Origin of the sequence: Paraburkholderia sp. JPY419 (assembly GCF_050435705.1) — a bacterium.
Taxonomy (GTDB): Bacteria; Pseudomonadota; Gammaproteobacteria; order Burkholderiales; family Burkholderiaceae; genus Paraburkholderia; species Paraburkholderia youngii.
Map to the genome: position 1 here is coordinate 741,244 of NZ_JBNDKV010000002.1, position 19,027 is coordinate 760,270.

General features: G+C 68.1%; 14 protein-coding genes. 4 read left to right on the forward strand and 10 right to left on the reverse strand.

What is annotated here, in order from left to right:
* The first annotated feature begins 22 nt into the window (after positions 1-22).
* The gene (locus QFZ91_RS09590; protein ID WP_429567092.1) at positions 23-973 is read left to right on the forward strand and encodes a LysR substrate-binding domain-containing protein; all 951 of its coding nucleotides are present in this window, start codon (positions 23-25) and stop codon (positions 971-973) included.
* Positions 974-1,010: 37 nt separating this feature from the next.
* Here QFZ91_RS09590 and QFZ91_RS09595 read toward each other — a convergent pair whose 3' ends face one another.
* Positions 1,011-1,904, reverse strand: coding sequence for a LysR family transcriptional regulator ArgP (locus QFZ91_RS09595; RefSeq protein ID WP_429567093.1), 894 nt, complete (start codon positions 1,902-1,904; stop codon positions 1,011-1,013).
* A gap of 116 nt (positions 1,905-2,020) precedes the next feature.
* Between QFZ91_RS09595 and QFZ91_RS09600 the strand changes: the two genes are divergently transcribed.
* Complete coding sequence (locus QFZ91_RS09600; protein WP_368612039.1) at positions 2,021-2,650, forward strand: LysE/ArgO family amino acid transporter; 630 nt, start codon at positions 2,021-2,023, stop codon at positions 2,648-2,650.
* A 16-nt stretch (positions 2,651-2,666) separates the two neighbouring features.
* On the opposite strand, the gene QFZ91_RS09605 is transcribed toward QFZ91_RS09600, so the two are convergent.
* From QFZ91_RS09605 to bcsB, 9 genes are all read right to left on the reverse strand, one after another.
* Positions 2,667-2,915 (reverse strand): hypothetical protein, encoded by a 249-nt coding sequence (locus tag QFZ91_RS09605; protein WP_429567094.1) that lies wholly within the window; start codon positions 2,913-2,915, stop codon positions 2,667-2,669.
* Entirely contained in the window at positions 2,912-4,483 is a 1,572-nt protein-coding gene (gene bcsG, locus QFZ91_RS09610) for a cellulose biosynthesis protein BcsG (RefSeq protein ID WP_176123394.1), read from the reverse strand. Before bcsG ends, QFZ91_RS09605 begins: the two co-directional genes overlap by 4 nt.
* 50 nt (positions 4,484-4,533) lie before the next feature.
* On the reverse strand, positions 4,534-7,065 hold the full coding sequence (gene bcsA, locus QFZ91_RS09615; RefSeq protein WP_176378075.1) for a UDP-forming cellulose synthase catalytic subunit: 2,532 nt from the start codon (positions 7,063-7,065) through the stop codon (positions 4,534-4,536).
* On the reverse strand, positions 7,062-7,847 hold the full coding sequence (gene bcsQ / locus QFZ91_RS09620; protein ID WP_429567095.1) for a cellulose biosynthesis protein BcsQ: 786 nt from the start codon (positions 7,845-7,847) through the stop codon (positions 7,062-7,064). Before bcsQ ends, bcsA begins: the two co-directional genes overlap by 4 nt.
* Positions 7,844-8,056, reverse strand: coding sequence for a hypothetical protein (locus QFZ91_RS09625; RefSeq protein WP_429567096.1), 213 nt, complete (start codon positions 8,054-8,056; stop codon positions 7,844-7,846). Before QFZ91_RS09625 ends, bcsQ begins: the two co-directional genes overlap by 4 nt.
* Positions 8,053-9,975, reverse strand: a complete 1,923-nt coding sequence (gene bcsE, locus QFZ91_RS09630; protein ID WP_429567097.1) for a cellulose biosynthesis protein BcsE — start codon at positions 9,973-9,975, stop codon at positions 8,053-8,055. Before bcsE ends, QFZ91_RS09625 begins: the two co-directional genes overlap by 4 nt.
* 77 nt (positions 9,976-10,052) lie before the next feature.
* Complete coding sequence (locus QFZ91_RS09635; protein ID WP_429567098.1) at positions 10,053-14,015, reverse strand: cellulose synthase subunit BcsC-related outer membrane protein; 3,963 nt, start codon at positions 14,013-14,015, stop codon at positions 10,053-10,055.
* A complete protein-coding gene (bcsZ, locus tag QFZ91_RS09640) occupies positions 13,994-15,277 on the reverse strand; it encodes a cellulose synthase complex periplasmic endoglucanase BcsZ (RefSeq protein ID WP_429567099.1) in 1,284 nt (427 codons plus the stop codon). Before bcsZ ends, QFZ91_RS09635 begins: the two co-directional genes overlap by 22 nt.
* Positions 15,278-15,280: 3 nt before the next feature.
* A complete protein-coding gene (bcsB, locus tag QFZ91_RS09645) occupies positions 15,281-17,683 on the reverse strand; it encodes a cellulose biosynthesis cyclic di-GMP-binding regulatory protein BcsB (RefSeq protein WP_429567100.1) in 2,403 nt (800 codons plus the stop codon).
* A gap of 395 nt (positions 17,684-18,078) precedes the next feature.
* Between bcsB and QFZ91_RS09650 the strand changes: the two genes are divergently transcribed.
* Positions 18,079-18,504 carry a diacylglycerol kinase gene (locus QFZ91_RS09650; protein ID WP_254905957.1) on the forward strand — a complete coding sequence of 142 codons (426 nt, stop codon included), beginning with the start codon at positions 18,079-18,081 and terminating at the stop codon, positions 18,502-18,504.
* 257 nt (positions 18,505-18,761) lie between these two features.
* Complete coding sequence (locus QFZ91_RS09655) at positions 18,762-18,923, forward strand: DUF1328 domain-containing protein (RefSeq protein ID WP_013089029.1); 162 nt, start codon at positions 18,762-18,764, stop codon at positions 18,921-18,923.
* Positions 18,924-19,027: the final 104 nt, after the last annotated feature.

Here is a 19,027-nt window from a genome sequence, read left to right on the forward strand (position 1 = left end):
CCCTTTCATACTCCCGATTCGCATGAGACTGCATCAGCTCAGTACCTTGGCCGCGATCGCGGATACCGGAAGTATCCGGGCTGCCGCCCGCTCGCTGGGGCTGTCGCCAGCCGCCGTGACCAAAGCGATGCGCGAGCTCGAAGCCAATCTGCACGCGCCGCTGATCGTGCGCAGCGCGAGCGGCGTCGCGTTCACCGAGTTCGGCCGCGCGCTCGTCGTGCATGCGCGGCTCGTGCTCGGCCAGTTGCAGCGCGCGCAAGCCGAGATCGACGCATTGCGCGGAGCCGCGGCCGGCAAGCTGTCGATCGGCGTCACGCCGTGGGTCGCGCTGACCTTGCTGCCGCCCGCCGTGCGGCGTTTTCGCGAACGGATGCCGGACGTGCAACTGGAATTTTTCGAAGGCCTGCTCGCGGTCGTGCAGCCGCGTCTGCGCGACGGCAGCCTCGATTTTTCGATCGGTCGGCCGCCGCCCGCGTCGCCGCAGTCGGAGTTTCAGAACGCGCCGCTCTTTTCGACGCACGCGGCGGTGGTAGCGCGGCGCGACCATCCGAAGGCCGGATGCCGCACGCTGCTCGACCTTCAAAACGAGGAATGGATCCTCAACTGGGACCCGGCGAGCCGCGAGTCGATGTCGAACAATCTGTTCGTCAAGCGCGGCATGCGGGTGCCACAAACGATCGTGCTAGCGCATTCGCTCGCGATCGTGCTGGGACTGCTCGCGCACACGGACATGGTCAGCATCTTTCCGTGGCCGCTCGTCGAGGCGATACGCGCGAAGGAAAACCTGTGGGCGCTGCCGCTGCGCGAAACGCTCGACGAAACCATCATCAGCATCACGTCGCGGCGCGGTGCGCCGACGAGCCCGGCGGCCGCCTGCTTTCTCGACTGCCTGCGCGAGACGATCGACGAAGGCGCGCGCTCGCAGAACCCCGAACAGCGCCGGCTGTTTCATTCGATCGAACTGATGCTGTAGCGCTCGGAGCGTTCCTGCATGCGTCTTCGCTGTGTCGTCAATCGAGAAACTCGCCGGCCCGCTTCCTGAGCATCGCGCTGAAATCGTCGAGCCAGCCGATCGACAGCCGCCAGCTCTGCCAGTACAGATCGACGTCGATATGCTTGCCCGGCGCGACCTCGACCAGTTCGCCGCGCTGCAGATGCCCGGCGACCATCCGCTCGGGGCACATGCCCCAGCCGAGGCTCATCACGCACGCGCGCATAAAGCCGGCGACGTGCGGAATCCAGTGCAGCGGCGGATCGATCTCCGCGCGTGTGATGCGCCGCATGAAGCGCTTTTGCAGCTGATCCTTGGGGTTGAAGTCGACGCACGGCGTGCGCCGCAGGCTGTCGCGCGTGACGCCGTCGGCGAAATAGCGCGCGAAAAACGCTGGTGAGCACACCGCGAGGTATCGCATGCGGCCGAGGCGCGTCGAGCGGCAGCCCTGCACCGGTTCGGCCTGCGTCGTGATCGCGCCCTGCACGCTGCCGTCGCGGATGCGCTGCGCGGTGTAGTCCTGGTCGTCGATCACGAGGTCGAGCAGCATCTCGCGTTCGACGCAGAACGGCGCGACCGCGTCGATGAACCAGGTGCCGACGCTGTCGTCATTGACGGCGACGCGCAGCGCCGGCCACTGCTCGACGAGCGCGCCGGGCAGTGTCGGCAGGCGGCCGTTCAGCTCCGCTTCGAGCAATTGCACGCGCTCGGTGTGGCGGCACAGCAGCGCGCCCGAGGTGGTGGCGACGCACGGCTGACCGCGCTTCACCAGCACGCTGCCGACGCGCTCCTCGAGCAGCTTGACCCGCTGCGACACCGCGGACGCAGTGATATTCAGCTCGCTTGCAGCACGGTCGAACGAGCCGTGGCGGACCACGGCGGCCAGCGCATTGAGCAAGGCGTAGTCGAGCATTAGCGTTCCTTAATCGGCATTAAGTAAATTAGGTTCTCTTATGTGACGCAATCACGCAGACTAGCGCGGCTGGAATATCCCGTCTATCCCTACTGCTTCCATTTTTCGGACCATTTATGAACTGGCTGTCTTTCTCCCACGGCGCGGCGCTGTGCGCATCACTGATCGTGACGATCGGCGCGCAGAATGCGTTCGTCCTGCGGCAGGGCATCATGCGCTCGCACGTCGGCAAGATCGTGCTGTTGTGCACGTTGTCGGATTTCATTCTGATCGGCGCAGGCGTCGGCGGCGCCGCGGTGCTGATGGAGCGCTACCCGCGCTTCGTGCACGCGATGCTCTACGTCGGGCTCGCGTATCTGGCCTGGTTCGGCATCAGCGCGCTGCGCCGCGCGGTACGGCCGGGACACGCGGTGCTCGACGGTTCGAGCGGCGCCTCCGCCGATCAAGTCCCGCCCACGCAACGCGCGCTGCCGATCATCCTGATGACGCTCGCGTTCACGTGGCTCAATCCGCACGTCTATCTGGACACGTTCCTGTTGATCGGCACGGCCGGCGCGCGCGAACCGCAAGGCGCGCGGGTCGCCTTCGCGCTCGGCGCGATGACGGTCAGCGCGGTGTGGTTCGTCGCGCTCGGCTATGGCGCGCGCATGCTGGCGCCGCTGTTTCGCCGCGCGACTGCGTGGCGTGTGCTGGATGGCGCGATCGGCAGCATGGTGCTGCTGCTGGCGGTTACGCAGTTGCGTTGAGCGTTCGACGCGGGCCTTATTCCACGCCCGATTTTTGCCGCGCATCTTGCGCGGCCCGCACTTCGGCTTCGTCGCGCGGCACGAGGTTCATCAGCCGGGCGAGCACCGGCCACTTCAGCAGCGACTGCTCGTAAGCCTCCTTCGCCTGAGCATCGAAATAGCGGCCCGGCTCGACCTCGGGCAGACGCAGTGCGAGGCCGCTGATATCGTCGACGGGCCAGCCGCCGCGCGCGGCGTTTTTCGACGTATTGCGCGCGTTCGTCATTTGCCGTCTACCCACACGCCGTCCGGCGTCTTCACCACATAGCCGGACGCGGTCTTCATCGTCACCGTCCCCTCGTTTTCGCCGACCATCTGCGTTTGCGGCAGATTCGTCGCGTACTGCGACAGGCTCACACCCGGCTTGAACGGGCTGTTCGACACGAGATTCGACAGCAGCTGCGCGAGCGCGAGGAAGCTCGACGGATCGTCGATCACCGTGGTCGGCCCATGATTGCCCTGGAAGCCGACCACGCGCACGCCGACCGGCCCGTGCACGATGCGCGGCGTCGGAATCTCGCGCAGGCCCGCGACCTGGTTCGTGTCGCCGCGCAGCGCCGCGCCGTGCTCGGGCACGAACACGATCACCGCGCGCCGCCCCGACGATGCGATCAGATCGGCGAAGCGGTCGAAGTCGCTCATCAGCTTGTTCACGCGCAGTGGATATGAATCGATACTCGTCAGGCTGCTATTCGGCAGCCGGTTGCCGTCGTGCAGGCTGATCGTGTTGTAGTACAGCGCGACCGGCCCCGCGATGCTCGCGCGCTGCGCGTACCACGCGGCGAGCGTCTCGTAGTCGTCGCGAATCGGCGAGCCGTCGAACGCATGCATCGCGACCGGCACGCTCGTGTTCGGAATCAGCGGCACGTTCGGCACGCCGGCGTTGTCGTGGACCAGTTCCAGGAAATTGTCGAAGTGGCCGTCGTGGTTCAGCATCGTCTGCGGCGTGTAGCCGGCCTGCGCGAGATCGGCGAGCAGATAGCACTGCTGCGGCGCGTTCTTGTACAGGTCCGCGTGCGCCTGCTGGCCGCAGCTCGCGCGCAGCACGCGAATCGCGGCCGGCCCGCTATAGCTCGCCGCGGTGCTGAAGTTCGTGAACAGATAGTCGAAGCGGGACAGCAGCGGATGATTGCGCGCCTTCGCGACATCGAGGTCGTCCCACGACAGCGAGCAGATGTGCAGCACGATCACGTCGAACTGCGCGTTCGGATCGGCGGCCAGATGGCCGAAGCTGACCTGCCGTTGCGACTCCTGCGTGCGGAACGCGGCGAGCGCAGCGTTATGGTCGAGCGGCTGCGCGGCGAGCGGGTTGTTCGCTCCATTCGGGCCGGCATTCGCCGCCGCGTTCGCCGACGCTCCACGCAGTTGCGCGAGCACCACGCCGCCCTCGTGCCACAGCGGAATCGCGACCAGCGCGATCAGCACGAAGGTCGCGACGCGCACCCAGCGATTCACGATCAGATAGCCGACGAGCGCGCCGAGCGCGCCGAGCAGCAGCATCGGCGGCAGGAAGCGCTGCGCCAGTTCGAGCCAGTAGCCGTAGCTGAACGTGGTCAGATTGCCGAACTCCTCGGTCAGACGCGAGAACGGCGGCACGTTCGCCTCGTGGTACATCAGCGGCACGCCGAGCGCGAGACCGACCAGGTTGCGCACGATGCGCAGCGCGCGCCGGCGCAGCGTCGAAGTCACGACGAGCGCGAGCGCGAAGCCGAGATTCGCGAGCCACAGCGGCTGCAGATGGCCGCCCGCGAACAGGTACAGCTTGAGGATGAAGTACAGGTTCCACAAAGTCATCGACAGGTTCTCTCTTTGGCCTGCGCGCGACACGATGCGCGCAGGCTGCATCAATAGCGGGTGCGGTCGAGCGCGAGCAGTGTCTCGCAGGCACGCGCGAGCCCGCCCCACAGTCGCGAATAGCCTTCGACGCCCATCGCGAGCACTTCCTTCAAACCAAGCAGCGGCGCGTCCTCGCTCGTTTGCTCATGCCAGTCGAGCCACGCGTCGGCGCGGCCGAACGTGCATTGCACGAGTTGCCGTTGCTGTTCGAGCGTGAGGCCGTCGAAGCGCACGCCGAGGTGCCGGCCGACGCAGCGGCTCACGTACACCGGAAAATGGAACTGGCGATCGCCGCGGCTCAGGCACACGCCGAGACTGTCGCCCGGCGCCAGATTCAAACCCGGCTCGACATCGAGACCGAGGCCGCCGGTCGAATAGTCGCTGGTCGTGCAGGCGAGCGTCGAGCCGTCCGCGAGCAGTAGCGTCGCCGCCGCGCGCATCGCGATGCGATGCGTGACGCGCACCTGCTTCGCCTCACGCGCAACGCTCGAGGCCGCGCCGAGCATCACGAGGTTGTAGAGGGTCCAGAACACGTTCATCAGGATCGTCGCCGTTTCGCCGCTCTGCCCGAACATCAGCCGGTACACGCCGGCCGCGAGCGCGCCGCTGTTCAGTGCGAGCAGCACCAGATACGGCTTCGACGTCGACCAGTCGAAGTAGCCCTCGCCGATGCGCCCGCCCTTGTCGGTCACGTTGAACTTGCCGTGCTTCGGGCTGAAGAACGCGATCGTGGTCGGCAGCACGATGTACCACGCGAGCACCGACTCGTAGACTTCGGCCCAGAACGAGTGACGGTACTTGCCCTGCATGCGCGAGTTCGCGAGGTTCGCGAGCACGATGTACGGCAGCACGAATCCGGCGATCGTCGTCGCCGATGCGTTGATGAAGTACATCTGGAAGAACAGGTACGCCATCGGCATCGTCAGGAACACGAGCCGCGGCACGCCGTAGAAGAAATGCAGCATCGCGTTGCCATAGCATAGCCGCTGGAAAAAGCCCAGCCCGCGGCCGATGAACGGATTGTCGATGCGAAAGATCTGCGCCATGCCGCGCGCCCAGCGGGTGCGCTGCTGGATATGGCTCGCGAGGCTCTCGGTCGCGAGACCTGCGGCCTGCACGGTCGGCAGATAGGCGGTCGTGTAGCCGCGCCGATGCAGCTTCAGCGCGGTGTGCGCGTCTTCGGTGACGGTCTCCACCGCGATGCCGCCCACTTCTTCGAGCGCATCGCGTTTGAGGATCGCGCACGAGCCGCAAAAGAACGATGCGTTCCACAGATCGTTGCCCGACTGCACGAGCCCGTAGAACAGATTGCCCTCGTTCGGCACGCGGCGGAACGTGCCGAGGTTGCGCTCGAACGGGTCCGGCGAAAAGAAGTGATGCGGCGTCTGCACCATCGCGCAGCGCGCGTCGCGCAGGAACGTGCCCATCGTCGTTTGCAGGAACGAGCGCGTCGGCACGTGATCGCAATCGAAGATCGCGACGTACTCGCCCTGCGTGCGGGCGAGCGCGCTATTGATGTTGCCGGCCTTCGCGTGACGGTTGTCGTCGCGGGTCAGATAGTCGATGCCGCAGGCCTGCGCGAAGGCTCTGAATTCCTCGCGGCGGCCATCGTCGAGCAGATAGACGCGCAGCTTGTCGGCGGGCCAGTCGATGCCTTGCGCGGCGAACACGGTGGGCCGCACGACGGCCAGGGGCTCGTTATAAGTCGGGATGTAGATGTCGACGCTCGGCCAGCTCGATGTGTCGGTGGGCAGCGTCGCGACCGCGCGCTTCAGCGGCCACGCGGTCTGCACGAAACCGAGCAGCAGAATCACCCATGTATACGCTTCCGCGCCGAACAGCAGATAACCGAGAATCGCCTCCCCCGGCGTCTGGAACGACAGCGTCTGGGTGACGCGCCACCACACGTAGCGCACCATCGCGAGCATCGCGAGCGTCGTCAGGATCAGCACCGGCATGCGCCCCGGAAAGCGTCGCACGATCAGCGCGATGAATACGAGCACGGCGAAGAACTCGAACTGACCGTCGGACTGCAGCGGCGACGTGCCGATCACCGCCCACAAACCGATACCCGCGACAACCATCAACGGCAGCAGCCAGCGAACATGGCCCACGCGCTGCGTCGCGTCTTCGAGCCGCGTGCCCCAGCGCTGCCACGGCAAGCTCGCCAGCAGCGCGTCGACGCGCTCGCGCCCGCGCCGCCCGAGCAGCCAGAGCGGCACCAGCCAACGGTCGATCCAGGCGGCCAGCGCCCGCATTGTCGCCGCCGCGCTTCGTGACGACGAACGCGGCGCGCGCACGAACGCGCGCCACAGCCATGCGCGCAGTCGATGCGGTTCGAGCACGCCCCATTGCAGCGCGAAATGCAGCACGGCCGCGCGCATCCAGCGGCGCGCGTAATCGGGCTTGCCCGGCGCGGGCGGCTGGAAGAACAGCCGCACGAACCAGTCGAGCGGCGTGCGCGTGGCGGGCACGCCAAGGCCGCGCGCGACCCAGTCGAGCGCTCGCGTACGCACCGAACGCGTTTCCCGTTCGCTCATGAGCCGCCGTCCCGCCAATCGAGCGGCGCCGTGGCCTCGGTAAGCCACGCGTCGAGCCAATTCGCGAGCCCCTGCAGATCGTGCGACGCCTGCGAATGCGGGGCGTCGTCGAACAGCCACGTGCCGCGCGCGAACGACTCGGGCAACGCGACATCGAGATGCACGCGCTGCGCGAGCGGCAGCTTGTCGCCGAGCGCCGCGCCGAGCATCGCCAGCACGTCGCGCTGCATGTCGCGCGCGGGGTTCAGCCGGTTCACGATGATGCGCAGTTGCGCGCACGCTTCGCGCAGCGCCGCGAGCCGCGCGACCAGCGTCGCGCAGGCGGCCGGTTCGGGCGGGGTCACGCACAGCGCGAGGTCGGCGCAACGCAGCGCGTGCTCGGCCTGCTGCGACGGATAGCGCGCGGTGTCGATCAGCACGACGCCATCGCGCGGCAGATCGAGCTCGGCGAGCGCGTCGGCGAGCCAGCGCGGCTCGGCGGCGAGGCGTGCGTCGCACTGCGTGCTTTGCGCGGTGGACACCGCGCCGTACGGCACGAACAGCACGCCGTCCGCGTTGCGCCACGTGTGGGCATGCCATGCGGTGTGCGCATCGAGCAGCGCCTGCGACAGACCCGTCGCCGCGAGACCGTCGATGCCTAGCTGCGCGCCGAGCATGTTCTGCGGATCGAAGTCGAGCGCGACGACCTGGCGGCCGCGGCGCGCGAGCAATACCGCGAGCACGGCGGTCAAGGTGGTACGGCCGGTGCCGCCCGCGGTCGAGACGACGGCGATCGTTTTCATCGCGCCACCTCGTCTTGGGTCGTGTCGAGCGCGGGCAGCAGACGCGCGCGCAGCGCGACCGGCTCCATCTCGCACGGCACCGCGTCGCGCGGATCGAAGCCGCGCATGGCCGCAAGAGCGCGCCGCGCGCCGACGCGCTGCCAGACGATCCACACCGGCAGCGCGACGACCATGCCGGCCACGAAACACATCAGAACCACTTCGATCATTCGATGCTCCTCGCGCGCACCGGCATTGCGCTGGGTTCGGCGCGACGACGCGGTGGCATGGGGTGGGGTCGGCGGCGCTCACTAGCGAGCGGTTTCGCTTCGGCTGATCCGGCAGGCCGGGTTGGCGCAGACGTTGGCGCGGCATCGACTTCGAGCTCGGCACGCGCATGAACCAACGCCACTTCCACTTGCGCGAGTTGCACGGCGGCCACGTGCGCGGCTTCGTGCGGCGCTGCGGCGAGCGGTGAGCTCAAAGGCGCGCGATCACGTATCGACGCCGCGAACATATCGCTGTAATCGGCGATCCGGTTGCGCCGGTTGGCCGCGTCCAGCGCGTCGAGTTCGGCGCCGATGCTCTGCTCCGCCAGGTGCACGAGCGAATCGGCGAGCTGTTCGACCGGCACATCGATGATCCGCGCCAGCGCGGCGTCCGCATCGGCGAGCCGGCAGGCGAACAGGAACACATACAGATGCGACGCGTCGACGGTCAGCACGTCACCCGCGCGGCGCGGCACACAGTGCTTCAGCGCATCGACGTGCGCGCATTGCGGCAGCAGCGTCAGCTTCACGAGCACATGCGGCAGTTGCAGCACGCCGCTGCGTGCGAGCACGAGGCGCACGCGCTCGCAGAACGCGCCGGCCGGCAGATAGCCGCGCACGTCGTCGCTCAACGCGGCGCTCAATGCGCTGCGGTAGTCGGCGGCGACCGGCCGCGTATGGAGCTGCCCCTGCAGCGACTGCAGCAGCGACTGCATGCGCGAGAACGGCAGGTCGCGGCCGAGCACGAGGTTCGCGCCGAGCGTCAGCACGAGCAGCTCGTATTGATGGCGCAGCACTTCGCCCCGCTCGACGACGACGATCTTCAGCGCGCGCCCGGTCTGGCGGCGCAGCGCATGAACCGTCGCGCACAACGCGTCGAGCTGCGCGCCGCCCGCGTAATCGAGCACCACGGTCGCGGCCTGCGCATGGGCGCACGCGCTCAGCACCGCGGCCTGATCGGCGCACACTTCCCAATGCGGCGGCAGCCACGCCTCGTGACCTCGCACCACCGCGCGGCTCACGACGACCCGCTGCTCGTCGCGCGCGAGCAGGCGTTCGCCGCGCGCGACGCTGCTGGCCAGAGCATCGGGCGCGACGCTGAGGTGGCCGCTGTCGGTAAAGCGCAGGGAGCGGACTTCGCCCGTCACCAGCGTGCGATCCGCGCGCCAGAAGTCGGCATGCCACAGCAGCTCGCCGTGCGTGCGCTCCATCCGTGCGACGCCCGCGCATGCCGCATGGAACGCGTTGCGGCGTGATGCATCGATGACGCCATCCGGCGCGCCGCGTGTATCGAGTGAATCGTCTTCGCCATTGCCATCGACGCCGAGCAGCAGCACCAGCGTGATACGCCGTGCCGCGCACCAGTTCGCGAGCATGCGGCCTTCGTGCGCGAGCGCGGCGGCGTCGTGCCAGTTGAACCAGCGTTCGGCGCCTTCGATGAAATACAGCGAGCCTGCACGAAAACCGAAGCGCTTCAGCGCGCGCAGACCGCCGAACAGTTTGCCGTGCGTCGCGGCGCTGTCGGCTTGCTGCTCCGACTCTTGCGCATCATCGACGGCCGGCATCGCCAGCACGTTCAGATTGCGCGGCCAGCCCGCGGCCGGCGCGTTGACGCTAAAGCCCAGCTCGCGCAAACGCTGGGCAACGGCCGCGCGTTCACGCGCGAGCACGACCGTCACGTCGCGGGTGAGCGCGGTGCGCGCGCTTTCCCAGATCAGCGTGTCGCCCCCCGGCGTGCGCGGCGCCGCGTAGATCGCATACAGCTTGCCCGCTTCGAGCGCGGCCCATTCGCCCGGCAAGGCCTCGATCGCGAGACGGCCGACCTGCCGTGCGCGACGCTGCGCACCGGTGCCGCCGAACATGCGCAGCCAGCGTCGCATGAAAGTGCGCCCAGGAGTTTGGGTTGGATTCGAAACGGTGTTCACGTCTGCTGTTCCAGGTCTCGTTGCATCGCCGTTCAATAGCTCGAATAAAGCCGTACCGGCTGCGGCGACAGACGGTTGTCCTGCCTGCGGGCATCGAACGTGTAGCGCAGATAGACGAGCGCGGCGCTCGGTGCGTAGTCGTGCGAGCGATCGATGCTCAACTGCGCGCCCAACACCAGATGCGGATCGGCGCGATACTCGACGACGCCCGCGAGCCCATACGAAAACGCGACACCGCGTGTCGAGCTGCCCGCATTGACGAGACTGTCGAGCCCCGGTGCCGCGCCGAGGCCGGCTGGCAGACCGTTCGGGTAGTACGGCGAATCCCGCTCGTACGAATTCGACACGCCGACGGTCGCGCTCAGATCCCACTTCAGCGCGCCATGCCGCCCCAGCCATTCGAGCGGCACGCCGAGCGACAGATAGCGCTGCGGACTGTAGTAGCCGCCCTGCCCGAACGAATAGAAGCGCAGGTTGTTCGTGTAGTGCCATGCGTTGCCGACGAGGCCGGTGCTCACCAGAGAATTCGCGCGCCGGTAGACCGGCATCGTGAAGCCGGTGCGCAGCGTGAATTCCTGATTGCTCGCAACATTGCGCCCGGTCAGCTCACCCGCGCCGAGATCGGCGAACAGGTTCGCCGCACCGAGATCGATCGACGAATGCAGGTCGATGCCATCGCGGCGCACACCGCCCCACACGGTGCCGGTCGCCGGATCGTGCATGCCGGCATACGACAGTTGGCTACCGGTTTCCGGACGGCGCGAGCCGCTGACCAAAAAGCTCGCCGGTCCCGCGTCGAAGCGGTAGCGCACCCCGCCGACGAGGTAAGACACGGGGAATCCGAGCGGCGTCGTGCCGAAGTCGAAGCGCCACGCGTCGGACGTGTAGCCCGCGCCGAGCGCGACCCCGGTGGCCGACTGATGCAGATACGGCAAGCCCGCGGCCAGCGTGGCGAGTTGCTGCGGCGACAGGCCGAGCGACGTGCCGAGCTTGTCGGCCGCGCCGAAGCTGCCGAACGTATCGCGCGTGAACGCGTTGGCATCGCTGACATCCAGCGTGCCCGCGTCGAGATGCACGGTATCGATGTGCGCGAAGAAATGGCCGTCATAGCGATACGGGATCTGCACGTACACCGGCACCTGCCACGCGCGCAGCTGCGAGATGCCCGCGTCGCCGGACTTATACGCGGGCAGCCAGCCGGTCTCGATCGACGGATTGCGGCGCTGTTCGAGATCGTCGAGCGCGGCTCGCGCGGGCGTGCCATCGGGTCCCGCGCGCACGCCCGCCAAGCGTTCCTGCGCGAGCGACAAACGGTACAGCGAAGCGGCATCCTCGTACTGCCCGAGATCTTCGGCGATGCGGCCGCTTTGCACCGTCACGTCCGCCCGCGTCGGATACGCGGCGCGCAGTGCCGTCGTGATCTGCTGCGCGTCGCGCGCCTGGTTCAACGCGGCGAGCCGGCGCGCGGCCGAGAGCCGCGTGTCGACGTCGTCGGGCGCGGCGCCGTCCAGCACATCGTGCACGACGCGCAGCGCGGCGCCGCGCTGACCGCTCTGCTCCAGCACACGGGCCAGCGCGAGCTGCACTTCCGGATCGTTTGGCTGCGCGGCGAGCAATGGCGCCAACGTCGCCCGCGCGGCCGCGTAGTGGCCCTGCACGCGCTGGAGGTCGGCGAGTTCGAGCGTATAGCGTTTGTCGCGCCGACCGGCGGCACTGACCGCCGCGAGTCGCTGCCCGGCCGCTTCGTAATCCCCATGATCGATCGCTTCGTCGGTTTGACGTAGGGCCGCACGCAGCGCCTGATCCTCGAGGCGCGCGTGTTGCGCAGCGTCCAGCTTCAGCCGCGGATCGTCACGCAACTGCTGAAGCCATGCGGACAGCTCCGCGTCGCGTCGCGCACTGCCGAGCAGATCGCCGTAACGCAGCCGCACGTCCGCGTCGGCCTCGCCCGGATGCGCTTCGATCCAGTCGCGCAGCAACGCGAGGCCGCGTCCGGCGTCGCCCACGTCGATCCACTGCGCGCCGACCGACGCGAGCAGATTCGGATCGTCGCCGGCCAAAGCGCGTGCGTCGTCGAGCAGGCGGAGCGCGCTTGCGCGATCGTCGCGGCCGAATGCGGCGCGCGCGTCGGCAAGCTTTCGTTGCGTTTGCAGATTGCGATCGAGCGCCCGCATACCCTCGGTGCGCTCCTGCTCCGGGATCAGCGCGAGCACCGCTTGCGCGCCGCTCAGGTCATCGAGCGAATTGCGGTAAAGCGCGCTCGCATAGCGCATCTCGGCCGATGGCGCGAGCGCGAGCCCCTCGTCCATCACGTTGCGGCCGAGTTGCGGCAGGCCGAGATCGCGGTACAGACGCGCGAGCGCGAAACGGGTCCACGCTGCGTCGGGCTCGCTGCGCAAGGCGGCTTCATAGCGTTGCGCGGCGGGACCGCGCTCGCCGTCGGCGAGCAACTGGTCCGCCTGTTTGCCAAGCAGATCGGCACGCAGACGAGCGAGGCTCTGGCGATCGTCGGCAGCGGTGAAGCGGCTTTGCAACGCGTCGATCAACGGCTCGACCTGCGCCGCGCGGCCGGTGTTTTCGAAGAGCGTCTGGGTGCTGCGCAGCGCCGCCACGCTCGGCGCATGCCCGCTCAGCATGTCGCGCAGGAGCGGCTCGGCCGCGCTCCAGTCGTGCTGCGCGAGCAGCGCGTCGGCGAGCATCAGCTTCGCGTCCGCGTTGTCCGGCTCCATCGCGAGCGCCGCGCGCGCCGCCCGCTCCGCCTCCTGCGCGTGGCCCGCTGCGGCAGCCGCGCGGCCTTGCGCGAGCGTGCCCCAGAATTGCGCGGTGCGCGCGAGGCTCTGCCATTTCGCGCGATTGTCGGGCGCGAGCGCGGCCGCGCGCAGAAACAGCGTGCGCGCTTCGTCGTGCCGCCCGGCCCGCATGCGCGCGATGCCGAGACCGCCGACTGCGTCGGCGTCGTCGGGACGCGCGCTCGCGGCGCGCGCGAGCAGCGGCTCGGCGGCCGCGACATCGTTGCGCTCGAGCGCTCGCAGACCGCGCTGCTGGGCGATGAAGTCAGGGTTGTGTTCGAGTTGCCGTTGCGCGTCGAGGCGCGCTTCGAGCGTCGCGACCCGCTCGCGGAATTCGGTGTCGTCCGGCACGAGTTGCAGATAGGCGCGCAACGCCGGCAGATACGCGAGGTCCACCCCCGCCGATTGCAGCACGTGACGCCACGTGTCGAGCGAGGCCGTGCGATCGGAGTCGGGCCGCGTCGCCAGATTCCACGCGATGCGGTTGGCCTCCGCGCGCGTATCGCCGCGCGCGTTCAGCAGATTCGCGAGCACCAGCGCGGCATCGACGTCGGACGGATCGGCGGCGATCCGCCGATGCAGTGCGACCAGCGCCTGCTGGCGGCCCTCGGGCGTACCCGCGAGAATCTGGTAGTACTCGGCGCCGAGCGAGCCCGACGGCGCGCCGTGCGGAAACAGCAGTTGCAAGCGCCGCGCCGCTTCGGCGGACTGGCCGCTACGCGCGAGCAGACGCACGGTCGCGAATTCCTCGCGGCCGTTGGTGGCGACGCGGAATTCGTCGTCGAGCTGCTGGATCGGCGCGCTGTCTGGCGCTTTGGCGCGCAAGCGTGCGAGCGTCGCCTGCGCGGCTTGGGCTTTCCCGAGACGCAATTCGATGCGCACCTGTTCGGCAAGCAACACCGGATCGCCCGGCGCGGCTAGCAGCGCCTTGTCGATCGCCTGCAACGCAAGGTCGTCGCGATGTTTGGTCGACCACATGCGCGCGGTCGCGAGCAGACGTTGCGCGGCGGGGTTTTGTGGCGGCGCTATGGTCCGCTGAGCAGCGGGTGCCGCCAGCGTACCGATGGCAGCCGTGCGCGCGGCCGTCGTGCGCATCGCTTCGGCTTGCCTGGTGTTGCCGTAGGCATGACCCGTGATCGCAGCCGCGCACGCGCACGCGAGCACGCTGAAACGCGCCACGCGCGTTACTGCGGCGCGGCGCTGCACGACGTGCTCCAGTGCGGATCGAGGGTGCCGTCGGCGGCGAAACGATAGCGGCCTTCGCGCCAGCCGAGCGCGAACAGGCTCAGCACGCTCGTGTAGTAACCGGCGGCCGTCTCGCTATCGAGCGCGGCGACGCGTGCGATCTGCGCATCGGCCAGCGCGCGCTGGCCGCGCGCATCGAGAAACGGCACGGCCGCCGCTGAAAAACCGGCGTTGCCCATGTTGATGCCGGCACGGCCATTCGTCGCGTCGACTTTCTCGGGCGGTGCGCCGTGCGCGGCGATGAAGTCCGCGAACGGCGCGAAGCGCGCGAGCAGCGTCGGCGCGAGCGGATCGCGCCGGTCGAGCATGCCGGTCCACAGGTACACGCGAATCGCGTTATAGGCGCTCTCGGCGTGGGTCTCGGCGTCGGGTGCGAAGCCGCGGTTCGCGCGGTACAGCGCCCAATCCGGCGAGAAGCCTTGCGGCGCGGTATCGATCAGGATGCGGCTCGTGCTCGCGAGCAAACGCGGCCAGCGCCGATCGTCGGGCAGCCGCGTAGCGAGGCCGCGCAGCACCTGCGGCGGCATGTAGCTCGGATTGACGCGCCACACGTCCGGGTCCGGATGAAAGCCGACCGGGCCCGGCAGCAAGGTCAAGCCGAGCCCCGGCGCGTTGGCCGTCTCCTCGTCGAGCACACGGCGGGCGAGCACCGCGCCGCGCGCCGTGTAGCTGCGCTCGCGCCAAGCGTCGCCCGCTTCGAGCAGCGCATAGGCGATCCACAGGTCGGCATCCGACGATGCATTCGCGTCGAGCACGGCCCAGTTGCCGTCGGACGAGCGGCCCCACAGCCATGCTGGCAGACGCGCGGTCAGATCGCCTTGCGCGAGATGCTGCTCGGTCCAGCGCAGGATCGTGTCGAAGGCCGCGCGGTCGTTCGCGACCAGCGCAAAAAACAGTGCGTACGATTGGCCCTCCGACACCGTGCGCTCGTCGGACGAACCGACGTCGATCACGCGGCCATCGGCGGAAAGGAAGTCGCGCTTGAATTGCTGCCAGCGCGGCCAGGGCGCGGCGGTGCAAGCTGTGATGTCGGCGTGGCTCGGCAGCGGCGCTTGCGTGGCGAACGCGTTGTGGCTGCTCGCGAGCGTCAGCACCGTTGCTGAAACGCTCACCGTTGTTCGCACGAGCCTGCTCGCGAACCTCGCGTGCAGGTCCGCGCCACTTTCAACGCCCACCCCGCCGCGCACTGCCCGCCGCAGCGCCCCGCCCTTCGACTGACTCATCGATCAGACTCCCCGGCGCCGCGCGGCCAGTTCCTGCAACGCGGTGAACGCGCCGATCGCGAGCAGCAAGCCGGCGAGCGCGCCGAGCACGCCGAGCAGCACCGGATGCTGGATCGCTTTGCTCCACAGCCGCGCATACCAGGGCACGTAGCCGACCAGATAGGTGTCGCCGACGCGCATGCTGTCCACCTTGCCATCGCGCAGCAAAGCGACGTCGCCCTGCAATTGCGCGACGCGGTCCGGCTTTTCGAGCATGTCGAGCAGTAGCGACAACTGTTGCTGATCGGTGGCGCTCAGCGCGACGACGCTGCGTCCGTGGCTGTCCGGCAATTCGAAGCCCATCAGCGCGGCCAGCGGTCCGTCGCGTTCGATCCGCGCGCCGCCGTCCGGCCGATGCGCGTCGCTGTGCGCGGCGCCGTCGCGCCGGGCGGCGCTGTGCCACTGTTCGTCGACCGCGAACGAGGCGCGCGCGAGCGGGCTCGACGCAGCGGCGCCCGACGCGGCGGCGTCGTCCGCCTGGGCGCCGATCGTCAGCGGCAACGCATGCGGCCAGCGCGCGAGCCACGGCGCCGAGCCGTTGCCGCCGATCACGAGCAGATCCTTGCCGCTCAGCTGCGCGAGCTCGCGCGGCCGCGCGACCTGCACGCGCAGCGCCGGATAGCCGGTCCATTGCCCCATGTGGCCGAGCATCGTCAGCAGGCTTTCGAGCTCCTGCGGCGCGGGATGCTCGGGAATCACGACGGCCGTTTGCGATAGGTCCGCGTAACGCGTGAACGGAAAGCCGCTGTTCGCGAAGAACGCGAGGTTCGGCATCCGTGCGTAGTGGACGAAGTCCGAGAAGTCGATCGTCGAGTCGGGATCCACCGCGGCCTGCACCGGGTTCGTCGCGACGCCCTGGCAGAGCCCGGTCTTCTGCGAATCGAGATTGAAGCGCAGCTGCAACTGGTTCGAGCTGCCGACCCGGAATGCGGGAATGTCGAGCGCGCTCGTCGCACGATTGGCGTTGTTCGACAGCACCGGCAATTGCAGGCGGCCTTGCGCGTCGTCGGCGGTCGCGAGCGCGAGCCGGTACGACTTGACCAGCTGATCGTTGATCTGCACCGCGAGCGCCGAGTTGTTCTGCACGGTCGGCGCCGTGTAGCGGTACTTCAGATTCAGCGGCACGCCCGCGCCGTTCCACGAGTACAAATCGGCGGGCACGCGCAGGTTCAAGCGGATCGCGTCGGGCGTGCTGCCGCGCACCTGCAGTTGCGACGGATCGTCGATCAGTTCCTTGAACGAGACCGGCCGGTCGACCGGCAGCCAGCGCGGCGCGTCGTAGGGCTTCCTCGGCGCGCCGGCGGCGAGCTGCGTGATGCGCACCGCGGGACCCGCTAGCGCGGTCGTGCCGAGCACCAGCGCGGTGCTCGCTTCATCGACTTCGGCGGCGCTGCGGCCGGTCACGATCAGCAGCTTGCGGTTGGGCGCGACGGGATTGTCGGCGACGATCAGCATCGGACCGTTGATCGGCGGCAGCGTGAGGCCGGCGGGCAACTGCTCGCTGCGCGCGACGACGACCGCGTGGGAGTCGGTAGGCAACGTCGACAGCGCCGGAAAGCGCGCCTGCCGATAATCGGCCTGCGCACCGAACCACGAAGCGAGTACACCCGCGCTGCGCAGCGTCGCGTTGTCGGCGGCGGCCGGCAGCACGAACGGCAGACGCAGCCGGTTCGCGTCGCGGTGATCGAAGAACGGCGCGGGCAGCAGCGCGAGATCGTCGGGCAAACGGATCGGCGCGGTATCGACGATGAATTCGCTCGACGGACTCACGTCGGCCCACAGCGCCGAGTTCTCGGGGTCTTCGCAATGCTCGAGCGTGTAATGCGCGATCAGGCGCAGACCGACCTGGTTGTAGTCGGTCAGAAAGCGCGGATCGAGCGGGATGTCCTGGGTGACGATCTTGCCGGCGTGCTCGCGATCGAACGGCACGGTCGCGACCACTTCGTTGTTGACCGACACCTTCAGATGCGACATCGCGAACACCAGCGACGGCGAATACGTGTAGCGCAAGCGCAGGCGCGCGGCCGTGACCACGCGATCGAGCCGCACGCCGAGATTGACGGTGCGCGCGTCTTCTACACCGCGCAGCGTCAGCGGCTGATACGCGCCCAGGGTCGCGAATGAAACGCGCGATGTGCTGGAGCCGGATGCGGGCGTCGGGACGCCGGCATCGTTGTCGAGGTAGTTGGCGCTGGGGCTGGCGCTGGGATTGGTCTTGGCGGCACTCGCGCTCGCGGCAGTGGGGGCGGCCGGCGCGATCGCCGCGGCGGCGACGACAGGCACCGATGGCGCGGCGCCCGACGCGACGGCATACAACGCGCCGACAACGGCGCTCAGCGAGACGCACAACGACACAACTGGTTTCATGAACAGCTCAGCTTGTTGGACCTGGACCGTGCGCGCGCGAGTGCGCCACTTACGGTGCGAATCCGGTCTGCCGCGCGAACGCGCGAAGTGGGAAAACGGACTGCCGGCACGCACAAGAGAAACACGCGGCGCACCATTCCTCGTATACGGAAAATCCGGCGAAACCTTGAGCGGAACGAGCAACGGGGATGACCAACATTTGAGATTTGAACGCAATCGGCAGCAGCCCTAACCGGTTATACGTTCCTTTGATTTTTCCGAAGCCGGTCGGTCAGGCGAGAAGGTGCCACGTGCCCGCCGCTGTTGGGCGGCGCAAAGATATCACAATTTGCAACCTCATTGATATCTTGTAACATCGGCGGTCATTTGTTGCACATCAAAGATCATGCCGAAACATGCCTGACCCGGCCGACTCCTCCGCTCACTCGACCATCGCGCCGCCTGCGAAGCGCAGCGGTCCGCTGCGCGGGTTGTTCGCGTTGCGGCATTCGTACGCCGGCATCGTCGCGACATTGCGCGCGGAAAGCGCTTTCCGTCAGGAAGCCGCGCTCGCGGCGATCCTGGTGCCGGCCGCGCTCCTGATGCCGGTCGACGCCATCGCGCGCGTGCTGCTGATCGGATCGGTGCTGCTCGTGCTACTGGTGGAGCTATTGAATTCGGCGATCGAGGCAGCCATCGACCGGATCTCGTTCGAGCGGCATGAATTGTCGAAGCGCGCGAAGGACTGCGGCAGCGCGGCCGTGACCATCGCGCTGCTGATGTGTGTGCTGACGTGGGGCGTGTTGTGCGGGCCGCTGGCGTATCACTGGCTGCGTGGATGACGCGTGACGGGTTCTACGTAGTCCGCAGCATGGTTGGCACGTTGCGCGCCTGACGAGAGGGAATGCAAACGTTAGCGTCGGCTCGACGGTAATTTCGCCTGCCGCGAAATATTCGTCACGCAAACGTTGGCGTCAATGAAACTATGGCACATGTATTGCTGAATTCCGCTCGCCGGCATCTCACCCGTGAAGCCGCGTGACGCACGCAACGGGGCGCCGTTCAAACGTCATTTCAACAATCCACCGGTGGAGGCACCATGCTTCGATACGCTGTGATTTTCTTCATCATCGCCATCATCGCCGCAGTGTTCGGCTTTGGAGGCATTGCCGCGGGCGCAACCGAAATCGCCAAGGTGTTGTTCTTCATCTTCCTGGTGATCTTCCTCGTCACCCTGCTGATGGGCGTGATCCGACGCTGACGGCTGCACACAGCGTTCGGTGAATTCACCCCTCGCCCGATGCGAACCGGCGACGCTGCGTTCGTGCGGCGTTAAGGATTGCACCGCTGCGGTCGCCGTTGCCG

Bases quoted from the DNA above. Each gene is read 5' to 3' on its own strand.
- QFZ91_RS09650 (WP_254905957.1), top strand. From the start codon at position 18,079: ATGCCTGACCCGGCCGACTCCTCCGCTCACTCGACCATCGCGCCGCCT.
- bcsB (WP_429567100.1), bottom strand. From the start codon at position 17,683: ATGAAACCAGTTGTGTCGTTGTGCGTCTCGCTGAGCGCCGTTGTCGGC.
- QFZ91_RS09600 (WP_368612039.1), top strand. From the start codon at position 2,021: ATGAACTGGCTGTCTTTCTCCCACGGCGCGGCGCTGTGCGCATCACTG.
- QFZ91_RS09590 (WP_429567092.1), top strand. From the start codon at position 23: ATGAGACTGCATCAGCTCAGTACCTTGGCCGCGATCGCGGATACCGGA.
- bcsA (WP_176378075.1), bottom strand. From the start codon at position 7,065: ATGAGCGAACGGGAAACGCGTTCGGTGCGTACGCGAGCGCTCGACTGG.
- bcsE (WP_429567097.1), bottom strand. From the start codon at position 9,975: ATGCGACGCTGGCTGCGCATGTTCGGCGGCACCGGTGCGCAGCGTCGC.
- QFZ91_RS09655 (WP_013089029.1), top strand. From the start codon at position 18,762: ATGCTTCGATACGCTGTGATTTTCTTCATCATCGCCATCATCGCCGCA.
- QFZ91_RS09605 (WP_429567094.1), bottom strand. From the start codon at position 2,915: ATGACGAACGCGCGCAATACGTCGAAAAACGCCGCGCGCGGCGGCTGG.
- bcsZ (WP_429567099.1), bottom strand. From the start codon at position 15,277: ATGAGTCAGTCGAAGGGCGGGGCGCTGCGGCGGGCAGTGCGCGGCGGG.
- bcsG (WP_176123394.1), bottom strand. From the start codon at position 4,483: ATGACTTTGTGGAACCTGTACTTCATCCTCAAGCTGTACCTGTTCGCG.
- QFZ91_RS09595 (WP_429567093.1), bottom strand. From the start codon at position 1,904: ATGCTCGACTACGCCTTGCTCAATGCGCTGGCCGCCGTGGTCCGCCAC.
- QFZ91_RS09625 (WP_429567096.1), bottom strand. From the start codon at position 8,056: ATGATCGAAGTGGTTCTGATGTGTTTCGTGGCCGGCATGGTCGTCGCG.
- bcsQ (WP_429567095.1), bottom strand. From the start codon at position 7,847: ATGAAAACGATCGCCGTCGTCTCGACCGCGGGCGGCACCGGCCGTACC.